The sequence below is a fragment of the Roseburia sp. AF20-18LB genome, assembly GCF_003461185.1.
Classification (GTDB): domain Bacteria; phylum Bacillota; class Clostridia; order Lachnospirales; family Lachnospiraceae; genus Roseburia_C; species Roseburia_C amylophila.
In genome coordinates, this window is record NZ_QTWP01000001.1 from 474,743 (window position 1) to 495,071 (window position 20,329).

Consider the following 20,329-nt stretch of genomic DNA (forward strand, 5'->3'; position numbering starts at 1 on the left):
CTACTTTGTTTCTTCTCTAAGTTCTTTCACCGTAGCAAGCTCCAGACCGACCTTTTCTGCGATCACATCATCTGTCAGGAGATCTAAAAGGTTTCTTGCAACACTGATTTTTTCTCTGGCAATTCCACGGGCTTCGCCAATCCTGATGCCCTGTGCCTCGCCAATTTCTATTCCCTTGTTGGTCATCTCTTCCGCAAACGTACACATTGTAATCACCTCTCCTGCTTTCGCACGTTCTGCTACTGTTTTCTCTATTTTGACATAGGTTTCATCATTTGTAAACACCTGAAGCAGATTCAAAACCGCTTCCACATGGCAGATTGCCTCCGGATGTTCCTTGGGATTGTATCTTCCAAGACGTTTCTCCGCAAAAAAATCTGCTACAATTTTAAAATCACTTTTAAACGCTTTTCGGATTTTCTCCGGCAAAAATGCAATATTAAAAACAAATATTTTATAATCATTTACATAAGGTCTTAATTCCGGAGAAACATCTAAAATGTCAAATAGCGCATTCGGACTTTTCCATTCTGTATCACTGAAATTTAAAACAATCGTAATTGCCGGATATTTTCGTTCTTCCCCACGGTCAATCTGCACCCGATACACGGCATAATCATACCCCATAATCCGGATGGGCATATTTTTGTCTATCCGACTTTCATTTTCAATCCCAAAAGATGCCACTTTGTATAACCCATTCTTATATAATTTTACAGTATCCCGAAACTGATTCCGAAGATTGTTTTCTTCCACCTTATAGATGCTTTCCGTTGGTCCCTCTTCCAATCCTTCTTCCAAAAGAATCTCCTTTTGAAAAAGTAATACATTATATATGTCAGCAAAAACATCCGAAAATGATTCCAGATATTTTTCTGCCAAATCCTTATCTGCCAAGTATTTTCCCCCTGTTAAATAAATGTTTTGGATAAAAAAGATTCTGAAAATATGAATATAAGATTATCACGAATGCAGACAGTTCAACACGCCTGTATAATAGATGAATAACGAATATTATTATGAACTGATTTTACTTAAGATATAATATCAAAAATATTCCGAAGGGTGCAAGTACTCTACGGAATATTTTAATCTAATTTAATAGAATTTATATAATCTTTACAAAGATAAAACATTTTTTCTGTTTTTGTAACTATTTTCTTCTCATTTTTGTCATTTTCCATGTAAACGTTTGCGCACATGTACTTTAACATACCAATGGCGATCAGGTCATTGGCACAGTATATGACTGTTGGCGGATTCTCACTCTGAATCAGCTTCTCCATGACTGCATAGCCAATCTTACGGTGTCCTAAAGAAATCAGATATTCCAATGCCTTTGCTGCAATTCTTCTTTCATCACAGATGACCTCATCTACTTGATAATTGGTAGAATTACGATTTACTGAAACAATTACTTTAGTCCCTATTTACATTTGTGTGTCTGATGTATCAACAGTATAATGATACATTTCACGAATTGCGTATGCAATTAGAAAATCAAGTAGTCCAAATTCCATAAAATGAAATTTTAGGGCAAATTACAGACATTGGCTTGGCTGTAGTATTTTTAAACAACGTGTGTTAGACTACTGTTATACAAATCGAAATTTATAAAGGAGAATATTGATGAAGCTATTTTTATGTTCGCACTTTTCAAGTGTGGGAAGTCTGATAAAGGAAGAAATTGAAAATAAGAAAGTCGCATTTATTCCAACAGCTTCACTGCGTGAAGGCTACACCGGTTATGTCGGCTCGGCTCGAAAATTATTCAAAAAGTTGGGAGCAATCGTAACTGAAATTGATATTTCAACGGAGGCTTATTCAACGATACAGTCTGTTTTTGAAGAAGCAGATGTAATATATTTTACCGGCGGAAATTCTTTCTTTCTTATGGACCAGCTCCGTAAAACGGGAACTGATGGACTGCTGAAAAAGGAATTGGCAAATGGAAAATTGATGATCGGCGAGTCGGCAGGCGCAATTATATGCGCTCCAAACATCCAATATATCGAGCAAATGGATGAAAAGCCGGAGGACTACTCACAAGAAGATGATGCAGGGATTGATTTGATTGATTTCTATGTTCTTCCGCATTATCTTACAGCACCTTTTAAGAAAGTTACCGAGAAAATAATGACTGAGTTTTCGGATTTGAATCTATGCCCAATTAACAACCGTCAGGGAATTGTAATTGATGGTGAAGATTCAAAGGTTATTTGCAAAGACTAATTTGAAAATTCCAGTTTGTCAATTACAGATGACATTGAAAGAGTCAGCCCATTCAAGATGCTGGCTCTTTCAAAAATTCCATTCTAATAAATTGCACGACAACTTATCAAAAAATAAGCTCCACATTATGGAAAATGAATATAAAATGTATAAAAGTAGCAAATGCGAATAATTATAAGGAATTATGCATCAGACACACTTTTGTAAAAAGGGAGTTACTTTATAGTAGAAAGACAGCTTCTTTAACACCTGGGGCTCACATTTTCCAAGTATAATTAAGCCGTCACTATTCCTGATTATTTCCCGTCCGGGTCATTAAAATATCAAGGTAATACATCGTGTCTTTTGTAGTACTCTTACCCATTTTCAGATTCCTGGCTGCCTCGTTTGGCATATAGTTCATCTCTCTTGCTATCTGCCAGATTTTCTCCCGCAATTCTTCGGAAGAACATTTATAATCCGGATTATTTAAAACGCGGGATACCGTGGCTGTCGAAACGCCTGCTATCGCCGCAATTTTCTTAATCGACATATCAATCCCTCCTGTATCCCGCATTTTTTATGGGGAACCGCAAAAAGCGTAATCCCCGCCCTTCTTTTATTTTTATAACTGATTTTTTTGCAACTGATTTCTTAATAATCAGATTCCTTATAACCTGATTTCTTTTATAACCAGATTTCATCCTTGAAAATAATCTTACGATAAGTCTCAAAATGTAACCACTTATTGAAGAAGTCGCTGGATGGTTTTTCACCTGCTGCAGCCAAATCGTCTAAGAATGCCTGTGCATCCTGTGCAGATGTAATGGCAACAGCAAATCCTCTTCCGTTGATAACCGGAACATTGTTGTACTGGTATTCTGCCAGCGGTGCAATCTTTTCTACCTTGCGTCCACGAACCTGTACAAAGATTCTTTCTCTTAAGATGACAATATCGAAGTCATCCGGATACTGATAGCTTTCTCCGCTTACCGGGATTTCATCTCCAATGGTATAGGTCTTCTGAACCGGACGTACCTTGGCAATCGTCATGCTCTCAAGGTTATAATAGAACTCTTCGAAAATGTCTCCATTTCCCTTAAGACTTCCATATACGAAAGCTGCTTTTAAATCCTTGCTCTCATCTACGGTAGCATCTTCTACTACACCGCAGGCAGAAGTCATATTGGAAATACGGTCAATCAGAATCAGCTCTCCTAAAGTCTTATGCTTTTTGAATTCATCGATGACAACCGGCTCCTGCAAATCAAGGTCACAGACTGCAATCTCATTTTTCTTAAGCTGTCCTGCCGGAATAAATTCACCGGTATTTACATCAATCTTATACTGAATGTTCTTTAAGATACCAGGAATCTGCTTGGTTCCAAGTTTTACCAGATAATCGGTTCCCGGTGTCAGCTCCTCATCATCCATCCAGAGAATGGTTGCTGTAAAGGATTTGCTGATTGGCAGGTTATTGCCGGATGCAATGACACAGCCTCTGGATACGTCTACTTCTTTATCAAGCTGCAGTGTAACCGGCTGTCCCATAAAGGCACTCTGGCTGTCTTTATCTCCTACTAAAATGCTCTTGATATGCGCACGCTCATTGCTTGGCAGAGTAACGATTTCGTCTCCGACTTTTACTTCACCGGATTCAATCTGTCCCTGGAATCCACGGAAAGTATGGTCCGGACGGCACACTCTCTGTACCGGCATATAGAAGCCCTCTTCCTGCTTCTTCTCGGTTACATCTACTTTTTCAAGGTATGGAAGCAATGCCTCTCCCTTGTACCAGCTAATTTTATCGGATTTGGTTGTTACATTATCACCTTCTGTTGCAGAAACCGGAATAATGTAAATGCTCTCTAACTTCAGTTCGTCTGCTAATTCTTTAATCTGTGCTTCGATTTCTTTGAAACGCTCTTCGCTGTAGTCTACCAGATCCATTTTGTTTACTGCAAATACAAAGAACTTGATTCCCATTAATGCACAGATTCTGGCATGTCTTCTGGTCTGTACCAGTACCCCCTGTTTTGCATCAATTAAGATAACTGCAAGGTCTGCAAAGGATGCACCAACCGCCATGTTTCTGGTGTACTCTTCATGACCCGGTGTATCTGCTACGATAAAGCTTCTGTTGTCTGTTGTAAAATAACGGTATGCTACGTCAATGGTAATACCCTGCTCACGCTCTGCCATCAGTCCATCCAACAGAAGTGAATAGTCAATTGCTCCACCGCGGCTTCCTACTTTGGAATCTAATTCCAGTGCTTTTTCCTGGTCTGTATACAAAAGCTTTGCATCATAAAGAATGTGTCCAATCAAAGTGGACTTTCCGTCATCCACACTACCGCATGTAATAAATTTTAATAATCCACTCATCTTAGAAATACCCCTCTCTCTTTCTTCTTTCCATACTGCCTGCTGCTTCGTTATCAATGACACGGGTGGTTCTCTCGGAAGATACAGCACTTAAAGTCTCATCGATAATTTCATCCAATGTAGTTGCTGTTGACTCTGTTCCTCCGGTCAAAGGATAGCATCCTAAGGTACGGAAACGTACACTCTTGTACTGGATTTCTTCTCCCGGAAGCAGACGCATACGGTCATCATCCACCATGATAATATTTCCATCACGATATACTACCGGACGTACTGCTGCAAAATATAATGGTACAATGTCAATTTTCTCACGTTTGATATACTGCCAGATATCAGTCTCTGTCCAGTTGGAAATCGGGAATACCCGAATGCTTTCGCCTTTATTGATTTTAGCGTTGTAAAGCTTCCACATTTCCGGTCTCTGGTTCTTCGGGTCCCAGGCATGATTTTCATTACGGAATGAGAAAATTCTTTCCTTTGCACGGGATTTTTCCTCGTCTCGTCTGCCGCCACCAAATGCTGCAGTAAATCCATATTTATTTAGTGCCTGTTTCAGTGCCTGTGTTTTCATGATGTCGGTATATGCAGAGCCATGGTCGAATGGGTTAATGCCCTTCTTTACACCATCTTCATTGATATACTCTAACATTTCAATGCCAAGCTTCTTTGCTGTCTCATCACGGAATTGAATCATTTCCTTGAATTTCCATGTGGTATTTACATGCAGGAATGGAAATGGCGGCTTCTCCGGATAAAATGCTTTCATGGCAAGATGCAGCATTACGGAGCTGTCTTTTCCAATGGAGTAAAGCATAACCGGCTTCTCGCACTCTGCGGCTACCTCTCTTATGATGTAAATTGCTTCTGCTTCCAGTTCATCCAAATGTGATAATTCACCCATACTTACCTCTTTCTGCCACCCCGTGGCGATTTATTAATATTGATTCGATTGCTTTCTGTCAATAACGATGGTTTCTACGCTGCCATCTCGTTTCTCTATCTTCCAGTCCAGATATTGTTCCCGGCTTGCTACACTCATCTTACTTCCCATGCCGCCCATATCTGCACCCAAGTAAAGTGCTATGGCATCTACCTTACATTCCTTAATACAGGAGCAACAGCCCCAGCAGTCCTTCGGATACAGCATACATGCCTTTCCATCAGAGTCCATTCCAATCAGTGTTCCCGGACAGACCTGACTGCATCTGCCACATCCCACACATTTGCTTTGATTAATAGCTATGCTCATAGGTCTCACCTCGCTTTACTAATTCCCGGAAAAGCACATGGATTTTACCATTTTCTTTTCTGGTATTCACATATTTTAACCACTCATCACTCTTATCCGGATAATCTAAGTTTTCTGCAAAACTGTGCCAGCGGGTTTCCTTTCTGGCTCTCAGATGATAAATCAGTGTCTCACAGACCGTCAGCCGGTTCTTAAGCTCATAGACAAACATCAGCTCATGCATATTGGAAGCTCCAAGCTCCTTCGAAAGTTCCTTTAACTTTTCGATTTTCTCTTCTGCCAGATTCAGCTGGTTTTCATTAAACTGATAATGATTGCTGATTCCGCCTGCATAGGTATCCATTACCTTCTGCATAGCTTCTTCTAACTGTTCCGTATCATATAAACCGGACTGATTTGTTAAAATCTTATCATACTCTTTTATCTTTTCTTCAAATCTGCTATCACAGAATGCTTTCTCTTCTCCGGTCATTTCATAGCTTGCAGCATTTTCTTTTGCAAGGTCTTCTACCATTGCCTTTGCTGCAATCTCGCCCTCGACCATGGCTCCTGTTACATATTTCTGTGGACAGCCTCCTGCCACATCTCCGGCTGCATACAGTCCGTGAATCGTAGATTCTCTTCTGGTGTCAACCCAATAACCACTGGCGGTATGTCCACCTACCACATACGGCTCGGTTCCTTCGATTTCCACATTCTGCTCACTTGGGTTCTTTCCCTGCTCAATCCATTTTAAGGTCTGGCTCGGTGCCATGTTAAGATAAGCCTTCTTTAAGGAATCATCCTGCTCTGCACTGATTCCTTCTGTCCGAAGATAGCATGGACCATGTCCTAATAAATTCTCTTTTACGGTTCCATACACACGCTGTGAAGTGGTAAGTCCGTATTTTGTCTCATATACTTCGCCAAGGGCATTTATCTGCTTTGCTCCCACACCCTGTGCAATGGTTCCGGTCGGTGCGATGGTATCTTTGCAACGCAGTGCAATAAAACGCATTTCAAAGGTGGTCATCTCTGCTCCCGACTCAATTCCCATGGCATAACCGGCTCCGGTATTAAATGGTGGATACCACATCTTATGTCTGGAGAATCCCGGATTGTTCGGCCGGTAAAGACCGGATGCTCCACCGGTTGCACAAAGCACTTTCTTCGCCCGGATTTCTACTGCTGTCTCATTTTCAATGGAAAATCCCACTGCACCATAAATCCTGTTCTCCTTTACCAGATAATCGGTAATTGCCACCCGGTTTAAAATCGTAACATTTGGCAGTACCTCTACTGCAGAAGCAAGTAACGGCTTGATATTCTCACCGTTGATTTTGATATTCCGGTTTCCTCTTGCCACATATCTGCCATTTTCATCTTTTAAAATGACAAGACCAAGCTTCTCCATTTTCTCTGTTACACGGTTTAAGCCCTCCGACATGGTAAGAAGTAAATCTTCTCTTACGATGCCGTCTGCATCCTTTTTGGCATAATCCACATAATCTTCCGGCTTTCTGCCCTCTACGATATATGCATTAATGGCATTTACTCCGGCTGCAAGACAGCCGCTTCTTTTGATGTTGGCTTTCTCTGCAATGATAACTTTCGCATCGGACTGTTCTGCAATGGTCAGTGCTGCATAACAGCCTGCGGTTCCACCGCCAATAATTAAAATGTCTGTATCCAATATTTTCCTGTTCTTAATTTTCATAGCACCTTAGATGTAGAATACATCATCCTCCTGCATTTCTTTATTTTCACAGAGATACGTCCGCTCTTTATCCAGCACATATAACCGGTAAATCAAAAGGCTTACCTTCTCTCCGATTTCAAGACTTTCTTTTTCCAATGGCCATTCACAGATTATCTCTATGCCGCCTACGTCTACCGTAACATCCAGACGGTTTCCACGGAATACGATATCCTTTACAATGCCATCCTGGGATGCACTCATATAGCGGTCAATTTTGCCAAATTTATGTATCTTTACAAATTCCGGTCGGATGACTGCTTTCGCTGCGCCCTCGATTTTATCAAATCCATGCAGCTCTTCGTAATGTTCCACCAGGGAAGAACGTCCGATGAACTGTGCTACAAACGGAGTATCCGGTGTATTATAAATCTCTGCCGGTGTTCCAATCTGTTCGATGGTTCCGTGATTGGTAATGATAATCTCATCTGCCACCTCAACGGCTTCATCCTGGTCATGGGTTACGAAAATGCTGGTGATTCCAAGCTTTGTAACCACACTGCGAAGCCAGAGTCTTAATTCCGAACGAACCTTGGCATCAATTGCTGCAAACGGTTCATCCAAAAGCAGTACCTGTGGTCTTGGTGCCAGTGCCCTTGCAAAAGCAACTCTCTGCCGCTGTCCGCCGGACAACTGGTTCGGATACCTCTTCTCCATACCGGAAAGTCCGGTAATCTCCAAAAGCTCCATTACCCGCTTCTTAATCTCTTTCTTTGGCACCTTCTGAAGCTCCAGTCCAAATGCCACATTGTCATATACGGTCATATAGCGGAACAATGCGTAATTCTGAAAAACAAATCCAATACCTCGTTTGGAAGCCGGTACATCATTGACCCGCTTTCCATCGATGTAAATATCTCCGGAATTTGGCTTTTCCAGTCCTGCAATCATACGAAGCAGTGTTGTCTTTCCACTGCCGGATGGTCCAAGCAGTGCCACCAGTTTTCCTTTTTCAATGCCAAAGCTGACATGATCAGAAGCTTTAAAACTGCCATATTGTTTGCATATATCTTTCATTTCAACATACATATCAGCGGCTCTCCCTTCTTGTTTTTGCCCGATATTCCAGAATATTTCGAAGGAATAATATAATAACTGCCAGAATAACCAAAAGCGAGGATACTGCAAATGCTGCAGTAACGGACTGCTCTGTACCCGACATATATAATGCATCGATTTCCAGTGGAAGTGTAAAGGTCTCTCCTCTTGTCTTTGACAGAGCATTGACCGCACCGAACTCTCCCAACGCTCTCGAGGTACAAAGGATGACTCCATAGAGCAATGCCCATTTCATCTGTGGAAATGTAATCTTAAAAAAGATTTTCAGTCCGCCGGCTCCCATCAGGGCTGCTGCTTCCTCTTCGTCCTTGCCCTGGGCATTTAAAACCGGAATCACTTCCCTTGATACATAAGGGAATGTTACAAATACCGTTGCTAAAATAACGCCCGGAATTGCAAAAGCGATTCTGATATTCGTTCCAAAGAACTGGTTGATTGCCCGGATAAATGGATATGTCCAGCCCAGTCTTCCAAATGTCATCAAAAATGCCAGTCCCACGATAACCGGTGAAATGGAAAACGGAATATCAATCAAGGTTGCCAGAACCTGTTTTCCTCGGAAGGAAAACTTGGTTAGAAGCCAGGAAACACATAATCCAAAGAATGTGTTAATCACCACCGCTGCCACTGTCGCAATCAGAGTTACCTTTAAAGCACTCTTTACATAATCTGTCCGGATGGACTGTATGTAAAAGGCAAATCCTTCTTTTAAGGAACTTGCAATGATGCAGAGCAGTGGAAGAACCAGCATCAGGAACAGGAACAGTACACTGACTGTAATCAGAATATGACGCGTACGTTTTTTTCTTTTTTCCAGTTTTTCAAGCTCATTCATACTTTTCTCCTTCTATAACTGATTCGTGCGTTGCGCCTGCTTCATCTGAATGATATTTACTGCAAATAAAATAAGGAATGATATGATTAACATAACCAGTGCAATTGCTGTTGCAGAGGCATAATCGATATAATTTAATTTCTGCATAATAACATAGGAAATTACCTGTGTATGCTCCTTGGCACTGTTGCCGGATATATAGATAACGCTTCCATACTCTCCTACTCCTCTGGCAAATGCCAGACCAAATCCGGTTAAAATTGCCGGTTTCATCTCTGATAAGATTACCTTGAAAAATGTTTTCGACGGTGTCGCTCCAAGGATATAAGCTGCTTCTTCATACTGTCCATCCAATTTTTCCAATATTGGCTGAACGGAACGCACGACAAATGGAATTCCCACAAATACCAGTGCAATGACCAGTCCCACATGGGTATAGGCTGCTTTTATTCCAAGGACTGCTAACGGCTTTCCGATGACTCCGGTGTCAGAATACATCTTTGATAAAGTAATACCTGCAACTGCAGTAGGCAGTGCAAATGGAAGTTCAATAAATCCATCTAAAATCCGTTTTCCCGGAAAATCATACCGGGTCAGCGTCCAGGCTAATATCACACCAAACACCACATTGATGCATGCTGCTAAGAAAGAACATCCGATGCTGGTGGCAAATGCATATAATACATTTGACTTGGTCAGAAGTCCGAAAAATTCTGACGGAGATAACTTTAAGGCATATACCATTACGGATGCCAGTGGAATCAGCACAATCAGTGAAAGCATTGTAACTGCAATTCCAAGCGTTAAATGAAATCCCGGTATGACTCTGATTTTTTTATTTTTACGGAATCGTCTTTTCATACTTGCCTCTTCTTCTAGTAGTTATATATCTCATCGAACCAGGCATCATCATCAAAATAATCTTTGTATGCCTGATCCCAGCCACCAAAATCATCAATGCTCCAAAGTGTCATCGTCAGATCAAAGGTATCTTCATATTCCTTTAAAATTTCCTGATTGGATGGACGGTAACCATTCTCTGCGGCGAGCCGCTGCGCATCATCTTCATATAAATAAGATAAATATGCTTCTGCCACATCTCTTGTTCCATTGAAATCTACATTATCATCTACCACTGCCACACTGGGCTGTGCTAAGATACTGACCGTTGGAGAAATCAGTTCATATTCTCCCGGATAATTCTTAAGTACTGTCATGGCTTCATTTTCCCATGCAATCAGAACATCGCCTTTTCTATTTTCCACAAAGGTGGTTGTGGAACCTCTTGCTCCGGAATCCATCACGGAAACGTTGGCATAAAGTTCTTTTAAGAATTCCTTTTGTTCTGCCTCACTATAATCCTTTTCCCTTGCATAGCTTAATGCTGCCAGAAAGTTCCAGCATGCACCGCCGCTGCTCTTCGGATCCGGCGTGATTACTTCAACACCCGGTTGAATCAAATCATCCCAGTCTTTGATATTTCTCTCATTTCCCTTTCGTACCAGAAAGACAATGGTTGAAGTATATGGTGCGGATTCATCCGGGAATTGATCCACCCAGCCCTCATTAATCAATCCGGTATCCTCTATCAACGAAATGTCATGTGCCAGTGCCAGTGTCACCACATCCGCATTACAACCTTCCACTACGGAACGTGCCTGCATGCCGGAGCCTCCATGAGACTGGATGACTTCCACTTTTTTTCCGGTTTCTGCTTCATAATGCTGTATGAACATTTTATTATATGCTTCATAAAACTCTCTGGTCGGATCATAGGAAACATTGGTTATGGTAATGACATCACTCTTTTGTCTGCCACATCCACTGAGCAGCAACATCATGACTGCAAGTAAAAGTGCAGTGATGTGGTAACGATATGTAATTTTCTTTCCCTGCTGTTTTCTGCTCTTTTGCATGTCACCCAACATTTCCTTTCTATCTCTTTTCATTGATTTTATAATTCGAATAAAGAGGTGGATAAATACCGCTCTCCGCTGTCCGGCATTAAGATAACAATATTTTTATCTTTATTCTCCGGTCTGCCTGCCAGTTCTTCTGCTGCATGTAAGACTGCACCGGACGAGATTCCAATCAGGAGTCCATCCGTCTTTGCCACTTCTCTTGTGGTATCAAATGCCACATCATTATCTACCGGAATAATCTCATCAACCAGTGACAAATCCATAACCTTTGGAATAAATCCTGCGCCAATTCCCTGTATCTTATGTGGTCCCGGTTCTTTTCCGGAAAGAACGGCGGAAGTTGCAGGTTCTACTGCCACAATCTTAATGTCTGCTTTCTTTGCCTTTAAGCCTCTTGCTGTTCCGGTCAGTGTTCCACCGGTTCCTACAGAAGCTACAAAGATGTCTATCCTGCCATCCGTATCCCGCCAGATTTCCTCTGCGGTAGTAAGCTCATGGATTTTTGGATTGACCGGATTTTCAAACTGTTGCGGAATAAATGCATTTCCATATTCTTCTTTTAACTGGGCTGCCTTCTCAATTGCGCCCCGCATGCCAAGCCGTCCCTGGGTCAGTACCACTTCTGCTCCCAGTGCTGTTACAATCTTTCTTCGCTCAACACTCATGGTATCCGGCATGGTTAAAATCAGATGCAGCTTCTTTGCCGCACATACAAATGCCAGCCCGATTCCGGTATTGCCACTGGTCGGCTCTATAATAACGGTCTTGTCATTAATCAGCCCATCTTTTATTCCCTGTTCTATCATTGCTTCTGCCACACGGTCTTTTACGCTGCCCAATGGATTAAAATACTCAAGCTTTGCTAAAAGGTGTGCCGGAAGATGCTTTGCTTCTTCGTAATTTTTCAGTTCCAGTATTGGTGTATTACCAACTAATTCTGTCAGAGATTGTGCTATTTTCGCCATTTCCTTTTTTCTCCTTTCCTGTAACTATTTACCATAATACCCTATAATTCATATATGGTCAATAGGAAATGTAAGAAATTTTTTTTCAGGACCTCGTTTTTCCGAAAAGTCCTGAATTTTTTTCTTTTTCTTACTCCGGTAAACGGACGGTATCTCCTACCACAATCACTGCCGGCATTGGAATCTGTTTCTCCTGCACTTCTTTTTCGATGGTAAGAAGTGTTCCATATGCTGCCCGGCTGCTTCCATCAGAAGTTCCATGAATTACTGCTACCGGTGTCTCTACCGCTGCACCGCCGTTTTGTAATTCTCTTACAATCTCCGCAAGTCTTGTGTATCCCATCAGAAAGACACAGGTTCCATCCATGGCAGCCATTTTGTGAATCTCATCTTTTAATGATTCCTCATCTCCGGCAAAATGCCCGGTCATTACATGAAAGCTCCGGCTGACCTTCCGCTCCGTCACCGGAATTCCGGCAAGCTCCGGCACTGCAATGCAGGAGGAAATGCCGGGAATTACTTCTGTTTCAATGCCAGCCTCCGTCAGTGCGTCTACTTCTTCATTTCCTCTGCCAAAGACAAATGGGTCACCGCCTTTTAACCTTACAACATGCGCACCTTCTTTTGCCTTCTCTATCAGCAGCATATTAATCTCTTCCTGCTTCATGCTGTGTCTGCCACTGCGTTTTCCTACACAGATTTTTTCACAGTTTTCAATGGTAAAATCAAGAAGCCTTGTATCAATTAACGCATCATAAATCAGCACCTGTGCTTTTCTGATTTCCTGCATGCCGCGCAGTGTTATGTATTCATAGGACAGACAACCGGCTCCCACCAGAACCACCTTTCCTGGGGATACTTTCCTGACCGGACAAGCTTCTTTTCCGGATTGTGCCTCCTTACCCGAAAGTGCTTCTTTATCTGCAAATGCTTCTTTTAGGGTTTTGCTTTGATAATTTTCCAGTAAAATTTCACATTCAGTTTCTGTCAGGGGACGTCCTTTTTCCATACACACATCCGCTAAATCCATCAGGAAAGCAGCTCTCTTTTTGTCATCTTCGATTGCCATTTTTGCAAAAGGACGAATCTTTTCAAGATAATCCAGGATTTCTTCCATCCGCTCCGGGATGTCTGCGCTTAACCGGGCACGGAACGTGGTTGCTACTCTTGGACTTGCTCCTTCGGTAGAAATGCCGATACTGAGTTTTCCTTCCCGAATCAGCGACGGGAACAGGAATCCACATTTTTCCTTATCATCTACAACATTTACCAGAATATTCCTCTCTTCACAAAGCTTTGCTATCCTTGCATTCAATGCTTCATCCGAGGTTGCCGCAATAACAAAATCCATTTTTTCCAGATCTGTAGTTTCAAAATCCCGCTCGGATAAAATAAGTTCCGACGTATCTTCGTTCTTTTTTCTTTTCTCTTTTATTTCTTCGGAAAGTTTCCAGATTTCATCATCAATCTTTGGTGCAACAACCAGAAGTTCCGGTTCATAAGGCAGCAGCTTTCTTACCTTGCGTTCTGCTACAATACCGCCACCGACAATCAGTCCTCTTTTTCCTTTTAGTTCCACAAAAAATGGAAAATATCCCATCCCGCTTCTCCTTTATTGCCTATACTCTGTCACTTAAGTTTCTGCGTCTTAGTTTTCCTGATATAAAATGTCTGCCAGTTCTTTATACGCTTCTCCCCAGCGGGCATTTGGTTTCAGGTTGTAAAGCCGTTTATCCAGTACATAATAGTGATTCTCTTTCACTGCAGTAAGACTGCTCCATACCGGACTGTTAATTAATGTTTCCTGCACATTTTCCAGTGCCGCATCTGTATCGGTTCCCTGTGTAGTCACGAAAATATAATCCGGATCTGCGGTTACGATTGCTTCAAGGCTCAGATTATCCAATAATCCGCTGTCGCTGTCTGCAATATTCACACATCCCAAATCCTTTAACAGCTCACCACCTACGCTGCCTTCACTTCCTTTGGCTTTTACACCACTTGCTGCTGCACGTAAAAATAATACGCTTGGATGGGAATCATCTACCCTTGCCTTGATTTCTTCAATCTGTTTCTGAACCTCAAGTCCGTTTTTCTCATATAAATCTTTTCTTCCGGTAATATCTGTACAAATGTCTAACATCTGAAGATATGCGTCAAAATCAGATACATCAAAATATGCTACTGTAACACCTGCTTCTGTCAGCATATTTTCCATCTCCACATTAGAAGTAGTATTGGTGCTTGCAATTACAAGATCCGGCTGTGCGGCAAGCAATGCTTCTGTATTTGGCTCCTGAATACTTCCAAGATTTACCACATCATCTCCTAAGTCAAGGTCTAATGACTCCCAGGAGTCATTGGCTGTTGCCACCAGTTCACCACCGGATAATAACCAGACATCTGCAAAGCTTCCAATCATGGCTGCCACACGGTCATGGGAAGTTACGGTTACATCTCTTCCCAGTGCATCCGTAAAAGTAATCGGATTCTCTTCACTGGCTCCCTCTGTCACATTTTCTGTGCTCTCTATTACCTCAGTCGCAGACTGCTGTTCTGTGCTTAAAGTATCTTTTGCATCCTTATTTCCACATCCTGTCAGTGCTGTAAACATTAATGTTACACCAAGACCGAGTGTTGTTAATTTTGTTCTTACGCTTCTGTTCATTTTTTCTTTTCATCCTTTTCCTATTTATTTACTATGAATTGTATTGTACTATATTTTTTTGATTTGTCAAGATAGAAACGGTCTTTCCGTTAAAAGAATAATGGCACAGTCTATCCGCTCCAATACAAGCATAAAGCCTGAAGAAGCTTAATAACAAAAAAGAGACCTCCTTCCGTCTTACAGAATTCAGTCTCTTAAGAATCAGTCTCTCGATTCAATCATAATCAATATTCCGTTTTTTAAATCTATCACCGCTTCATCCTCTACAATTTCATTGCTGACGCCCAATGTATTATCACTGGTAAATGCGGCATCCTGCAGAGGATATTTCATTCCGGTCAATGTTACTCCGGTTACTTCTGTTGTAAGAGGAAGTAAGGATACATACTTTCCGAACTGCTGACTCTTTCGAAGAACCGCGCGCTCTTTCAACAGGCGAATCCGGTTATGGGAATCTATGAGAAAACATGGAATGTCTTTTGCCAGCGGCTGCATCAGAAGCTGTATATTACCTAACACATGGTCAAGCCTTGTACCGGTGCCACCTAATATATGGATTTCGCTGCTATTCCGTTCCATGGCTTTTCCGATGGCAATTTCAGAATCGGTATAATCCTTCTCCGGCTGATACTGGTGCCACTCAATGCCGCTTTGCCGTCGAAATGCTTCCAATATGGTTTTATCTGCCGAATCATAATCTCCTAATATGACATCCGGTTTTATCTGATTGCGGTAACAGAATTCCATGCCACGGTCTGCTGCTAAGATACAATCCGGTTTTACCCGCTCTATATAACTTAATGCAAATGCATCCTCTATGGTTCCGCCATTGATAATCAATGTTTTCATCTTATTTACCACCATTAATGAGATTTAAGAAACATCTGGTGTTCTCTTCCGCATCTCCGCCAAAAACTGCGCTTCCGGCAACAATAATATTTGCTCCTGCATCCATCAATGTTTCAACATTGGAAAGGTTTACGCCGCCATCCACTTCAATATCAAGCTTCAGCTTCCGCTCCTGCACCATTTTCTTTAACTGACGCACTTTATCGATAGTATAAGGAATCAGCTTCTGTCCGCCAAAGCCCGGATTTACTGTCATAATTAATACCATATCCACTTTTTCTAAAATATGTTCAATGGCAGTTAATGGTGTAGCAGGATTTAATGCTACTCCTGCAATGATGCCACGTTCCTTAATAGCTTCAATGGTCCGGTCTAAATGCTTACAGCTTTCTGCATGCACCGTAATCAAATCGGCTCCACAGTCTACCAGCTCATCAATATAACGGATTGGCTCATCAATCATCAGATGAACATCAAATATTTTATCGGTGCATTTTCGAATGGAGCGGATTACCGGCATTCCAAAAGAAATGCTTGGCACAAAGCTTCCATCCATTACATCGATATGAATGTACTGCGCCCCGGCTTCATCTACCGTCTTAATCTCTTCTCCTAATTTACTAAAATCTGCTGATAAAATAGATGGGGATAAACAATTCATCGTCTGATTCCTTTCTGTATCTGATATTTCTTTCGTATCTTATTTGGCTGTACCTTATTTTCGATATCCTATTTTCTATCTCTTTCGATACTCTAATTATTTAATACTTCTTTCTGTCCTTTAATTCTCCATAAAGCTGGCAGTAATTTTCATAACGCACCGGATGAATCTTTCCTTCTGATAAAGCTTCTTTGACTCCGCAGTCCGGCTCACTGATATGGGAACAGCCCTGAAATCTGCAATACGGTTCAAAGGCTGCAAACTCCGGATAACAATCCTGCAATTCTTCCTTCTCCATTTCCGGAAGATAAAGAGAACTAAATCCCGGTGTATCCATGATATAACCATCGCCCTTAAGCTGAATCAGTTCTGCATGTCTTGTGGTATGCCGGCCGCGCTCTATCTTCTTACTGATTTCACCGGTTTCCATACAGGCTTCCGGTGCTAAAAGATTAATAAGTGAAGATTTTCCCACTCCGGAAGGTCCTGCTACCGTTGTAGTCTTTCCTTCTAATATTTCCTGAAGTTTTTTTAGTCCCAGTTCCTTTTTTGCACTGACAAAGAGTATCTTGCAGCCGCTTGCTTCATAAATAGAAGCAATCTCCTGCTGCTGTTCTTCAGTAATCAAATCACACTTATTAAAACAAAGGATTACCGGAACATCCTGCCGTCCCATCATTACCAGAAAGCGGTCTAAAAGATTAAAATTCGGATTGGGACTTGCCGCCGCAAAAATCAAAAGAGCCTGCTCCACATTGGCAACTGCCGGACGAATCAGTGCATTTTTTCTAGGAAGAATTGCTGCGACATTTCCGGTCTTCTTTTCTTCTGAAATAATATCAATCTCTACATCATCTCCCACCAACGGTTTCATCTTCTGCTGGCGGAATATTCCTTTTGCCTTACATTCATAAATTCCGGATTCCACTACATGAACGTAGTAGAATCCGGAAATTCCTTTGACTATTTTTCCCTGCATGTGCATCCTTATTTTTCAGTAAAGTTTACAGAGGTCGATACCACATTGGTTCCTGTTGTACCATCTTCGTTGGTATATGTCCAGTCAACCTCAAGGGTACCGCTGCTCATATTTTTAATATTATCTACATTCACAGAACCAGGTGTTGTTCCCTCGAAGGTTGTTGTCCAGAGGGTACTTCCATCAGAACCTTTCAGTGTAACGGTTCCGCCGGTATAATTCTTGCCATCCTGCGGTACTGCTAATGTATCACTCTTATAAGAATAGTATGTGGTCTTCTTGCCTAAACTGATGGTCAGGGTAACGGTTGTTCCACGGTCAACAAATTTGCCATTTACCGGATCCTGACTGATAACAAGGCCTTCTGCCACATCATCACTGTAATCGGTCTTGGTTGTAACATTTAAGCCTACACCGGTTAATTCATTTTTCGCATCAGTTTCTGAGTGTCCTCTGACATCCGGTACCTGTACGCTTTCAATACCACGGCTCAAAATCAGGGTAATGGTATCACCCTTCTTCGCATTGGTTCCGATATCCGGTGTAGTCTTGATAACATAATCCTGCTGTACGGTATCGCTGTAATCATAATCCGTGCTTACCTTAAAGCCCATATCCTCTAATTTTTTCTGTGCTTCCGAAGACTTATAACCGGCTACGTCAGGAATCGGAACATCTCCTGCTCCGCTGCTGATACGGACAGTAACGGTATCGCCAGCCTTTACAGATTCACCCTTCTTCACACTCTGCTCGGCAATCTGTCCTTCCTCATAATCATCAGAGGAAATCTCCTCGCCTTCTTCTAACTTGATATCAAGCTTCTTATCTTTGATTTCATTCTGTGCTTCTTCAAAAGTAAGACCACGCAAATCAATCATTTCGATTTTATCTTCGGTGTCTGTTTCGGTTTCTGTTGCAATCTCTGTCTCGGTATCATTTTTCTTGCTGCCGCCAAATCGGAAAATTCCAAGGATATTACCAACCAGGCAAATGACGATTCCTACGATGATAACTGCAGCGACAATTCCCATAATAGTAACTGCTTTTTCCATCTTCGGATTGAGAATTCCATTCTCCTTCTCCTCATCCTCTGTTAATTCATCCTCATCCGGTTCTTCTTCCTCTCCTGCTTCTTCCTCTTCATCATAGGAAACTTTTCCGGAGCCTTCTCGGATCTGCTCTAATTCATCCTGTCCGATGACTCTTGTCTTATCATTGCTGCCAAGTGGAACCATGGTAACAAAATCTTCATTCGGACTAATCAGACATTTCTTTAAATCAATCAACAGTTCGCCCATATTCTCATAACGGCGGTCCGGGTTCTTCTGTGTACATTTTAAAATAATCTTCTCCAAGCTGATTGGAAGGTCCGGTGTATACGCGGTTGGTGGAACCATTTCTTCCTGTAAATGCTGGATTGCTACTGCAACGGTAGTATCTCCATCAAAAGGAACTCTTCCGGTTACCATTTCATACATGACAATTCCAAGAGAATAAATATCACTCTTGCCATCTACGAAACCGTTTCTTGCCTGCTCCGGAGAAGAATAATGTACGGAACCCATAACATCAGAATTAATGGTGTTGGAAGTTGCTGCACGGGCAATTCCAAAATCGGTTACCTTTACTTTTCCTTCTGTGGAAATAATAATATTCTGTGGCTTGATATCACGGTGCACAATATTTTTATTGTGTGCAGCCTCAATACCTCTGCCTACCTGAATGGCAATGCTGACTGCTTCTTTGTAAGTCAGTTTGCCTTTCTTCTCAATATATGTCTTTAATGTGATTCCATCCACATACTCCATAACAATATAATGCATGCCGTTTTCGCTTCCGACATCATAGATATTTACGATGTTTGGATGCTCTAAGCCTGCTGCTGACTGTGCCTCTGTACGGAACTTTGTCACAAAATTAACATCTTCACTGAATTCCTGCTTTAAAACTTTAATTGCCACAAAACGTCCTAAGACATGATCCTTTGCCTTATAAACATCAGACATTCCGCCTGCGCCTATTTTCCCAATAATTTCATAACGTTCTGCGATAAACATTCCCTCTGTTAACATATCTTCACCTCATCCGAAAATGGTTTTATTACAATTACTGTAATGTTGTCTTTACCGCCATTTTCATTGGCAGTCTTTACCAGTCTTTCTGCTTGTTCTGCAATATCACGCTGACTGAGCATAATATTTCTGATATCTGCATCCTCTACCATGTTGGTTAATCCATCGGTACACATAAGTATTTCATCTTCCGGATCCAGATTAATCTCAAAGAAATCCACATCCACTTCCGGGACTGCTCCGATTGCCCTTGTAATAATGTTTTTATCACGGTGATTCCGGGCTGTTTCTTTGTCCATCTCACCCATCCGCACCATTTCTTCTACCAGCGAATGGTCTTTCGTAATCTGCCTGATTTCCTGATTTACTACATATAGTCTGCTGTCTCCCACATTGGCAACCGTAAGCACGTTGTCATGAATGGTACAAATTACCAGAGTAGTTCCCATTCCCTTCATTTCCTCATGGTGATTCGCTTCCTCTAACAGCATGGTATTTGCCTGCTTTACTGCAGACTCAATAATTGCAGCCGGCTCTGACAATGTCGACTCACGAATCAGCTTCTCTAATGTCTCTACCGTATATCTGGAAGCATAATCTCCCGCTTTATGTCCTCCCATTCCATCTGCAACAATGAAAAGATTTGGCAGATTACCAATCGGCTGCTCAGAGGAAAAGACATAGTCCTGATTGGAGCTGCGCTTTTGTCCGATATCTGTAATTGAAAAAGTCTTCATGA

20 protein-coding genes are annotated in these 20,329 nt (G+C 41.7%); 1 reads left to right on the forward strand and 19 read right to left on the reverse strand.

The genetic code is table 11. From position 1 onward, the window contains the following. Together DWX65_RS02340 and DWX65_RS15110 are read right to left on the reverse strand one after the other, a co-directional pair. Nucleotides 1-897: an Rpn family recombination-promoting nuclease/putative transposase gene (locus DWX65_RS02340; RefSeq protein WP_118172702.1), complete on the reverse strand. Its 897-nt coding sequence runs from the start codon at nt 895-897 to the stop codon at nt 1-3. Between the two features lie 191 nt (nt 898-1,088). Beyond that, nucleotides 1,089-1,334: a hypothetical protein gene (locus DWX65_RS15110; protein WP_199535020.1), complete on the reverse strand. Its 246-nt coding sequence runs from the start codon at nt 1,332-1,334 to the stop codon at nt 1,089-1,091. A 295-nt stretch (nt 1,335-1,629) separates the two neighbouring features. On the opposite strand from DWX65_RS15110, the gene DWX65_RS02350 reads away from it, so the two are divergent. Then, complete coding sequence (locus DWX65_RS02350) at nt 1,630-2,232, forward strand: Type 1 glutamine amidotransferase-like domain-containing protein (protein ID WP_117901599.1); 603 nt, start codon at nt 1,630-1,632, stop codon at nt 2,230-2,232. 286 nt (nt 2,233-2,518) lie between these two features. Here the strand turns inward: DWX65_RS02350 and DWX65_RS02355 are convergent, their stop codons facing one another. From DWX65_RS02355 to DWX65_RS02435, 17 genes are all read right to left on the reverse strand, one after another. Then, nucleotides 2,519-2,764 carry a LacI family DNA-binding transcriptional regulator gene (locus tag DWX65_RS02355; RefSeq protein WP_242997784.1) on the reverse strand — a complete coding sequence of 82 codons (246 nt, stop codon included), beginning with the start codon at nt 2,762-2,764 and terminating at the stop codon, nt 2,519-2,521. Between the two features lie 134 nt (nt 2,765-2,898). Next, a complete protein-coding gene (locus DWX65_RS02360) occupies nt 2,899-4,596 on the reverse strand; it encodes a sulfate adenylyltransferase subunit 1 (protein ID WP_118172703.1) in 1,698 nt (565 codons plus the stop codon). Nucleotide 4,597: 1 nt separating this feature from the next. Continuing rightward, on the reverse strand, nt 4,598-5,497 hold the full coding sequence (cysD, locus tag DWX65_RS02365) for a sulfate adenylyltransferase subunit CysD (protein ID WP_022243158.1): 900 nt from the start codon (nt 5,495-5,497) through the stop codon (nt 4,598-4,600). A gap of 33 nt (nt 5,498-5,530) precedes the next feature. Then, nucleotides 5,531-5,845, reverse strand: coding sequence for a 4Fe-4S dicluster domain-containing protein (locus DWX65_RS02370; RefSeq protein WP_022243159.1), 315 nt, complete (start codon nt 5,843-5,845; stop codon nt 5,531-5,533). Next, nucleotides 5,829-7,541 carry an adenylyl-sulfate reductase subunit alpha gene (locus DWX65_RS02375; RefSeq protein ID WP_118087347.1) on the reverse strand — a complete coding sequence of 571 codons (1,713 nt, stop codon included), beginning with the start codon at nt 7,539-7,541 and terminating at the stop codon, nt 5,829-5,831. The genes DWX65_RS02370 and DWX65_RS02375 overlap by 17 nt, the downstream gene beginning before the upstream one ends. 6 nt (nt 7,542-7,547) lie before the next feature. Next, nucleotides 7,548-8,609 carry an ABC transporter ATP-binding protein gene (locus tag DWX65_RS02380; protein WP_118087346.1) on the reverse strand — a complete coding sequence of 354 codons (1,062 nt, stop codon included), beginning with the start codon at nt 8,607-8,609 and terminating at the stop codon, nt 7,548-7,550. Between the two features lies 1 nt (nt 8,610). Then, nucleotides 8,611-9,474, reverse strand: a complete 864-nt coding sequence (locus DWX65_RS02385; protein ID WP_118087345.1) for a sulfate ABC transporter permease — start codon at nt 9,472-9,474, stop codon at nt 8,611-8,613. Nucleotides 9,475-9,486: 12 nt separating this feature from the next. Beyond that, nucleotides 9,487-10,335: a sulfate ABC transporter permease subunit CysT gene (gene cysT / locus DWX65_RS02390; RefSeq protein ID WP_118172704.1), complete on the reverse strand. Its 849-nt coding sequence runs from the start codon at nt 10,333-10,335 to the stop codon at nt 9,487-9,489. Between the two features lie 14 nt (nt 10,336-10,349). Beyond that, nucleotides 10,350-11,315, reverse strand: coding sequence for a sulfate ABC transporter substrate-binding protein (locus DWX65_RS02395; protein ID WP_242997804.1), 966 nt, complete (start codon nt 11,313-11,315; stop codon nt 10,350-10,352). A 113-nt stretch (nt 11,316-11,428) separates the two neighbouring features. Beyond that, nucleotides 11,429-12,361, reverse strand: coding sequence for a cysteine synthase A (gene cysK / locus DWX65_RS02400; RefSeq protein WP_117698496.1), 933 nt, complete (start codon nt 12,359-12,361; stop codon nt 11,429-11,431). 130 nt (nt 12,362-12,491) lie between these two features. Next, nucleotides 12,492-13,961, reverse strand: coding sequence for a uroporphyrinogen-III C-methyltransferase (gene cobA / locus DWX65_RS02405; RefSeq protein WP_118172705.1), 1,470 nt, complete (start codon nt 13,959-13,961; stop codon nt 12,492-12,494). Nucleotides 13,962-14,009: 48 nt separating this feature from the next. Beyond that, a complete protein-coding gene (locus tag DWX65_RS02410; RefSeq protein ID WP_118172706.1) occupies nt 14,010-15,029 on the reverse strand; it encodes an ABC transporter substrate-binding protein in 1,020 nt (339 codons plus the stop codon). Nucleotides 15,030-15,230: 201 nt separating this feature from the next. Further along, nucleotides 15,231-15,878, reverse strand: coding sequence for a thiamine diphosphokinase (locus DWX65_RS02415; protein WP_118172907.1), 648 nt, complete (start codon nt 15,876-15,878; stop codon nt 15,231-15,233). Between the two features lies 1 nt (nt 15,879). Beyond that, nucleotides 15,880-16,539: a ribulose-phosphate 3-epimerase gene (gene rpe / locus DWX65_RS02420; RefSeq protein ID WP_022243170.1), complete on the reverse strand. Its 660-nt coding sequence runs from the start codon at nt 16,537-16,539 to the stop codon at nt 15,880-15,882. Nucleotides 16,540-16,639: 100 nt separating this feature from the next. Next, a complete protein-coding gene (gene rsgA, locus DWX65_RS02425) occupies nt 16,640-17,518 on the reverse strand; it encodes a ribosome small subunit-dependent GTPase A (protein ID WP_118172707.1) in 879 nt (292 codons plus the stop codon). Nucleotides 17,519-17,526: 8 nt separating this feature from the next. Beyond that, on the reverse strand, nt 17,527-19,590 hold the full coding sequence (gene pknB, locus DWX65_RS02430) for a Stk1 family PASTA domain-containing Ser/Thr kinase (protein ID WP_118172708.1): 2,064 nt from the start codon (nt 19,588-19,590) through the stop codon (nt 17,527-17,529). Beyond that, on the reverse strand, nt 19,584-20,327 hold the full coding sequence (locus tag DWX65_RS02435; protein ID WP_118087338.1) for a Stp1/IreP family PP2C-type Ser/Thr phosphatase: 744 nt from the start codon (nt 20,325-20,327) through the stop codon (nt 19,584-19,586). Before DWX65_RS02435 ends, pknB begins: the two co-directional genes overlap by 7 nt. Nucleotides 20,328-20,329 lie beyond the last annotated feature (2 nt).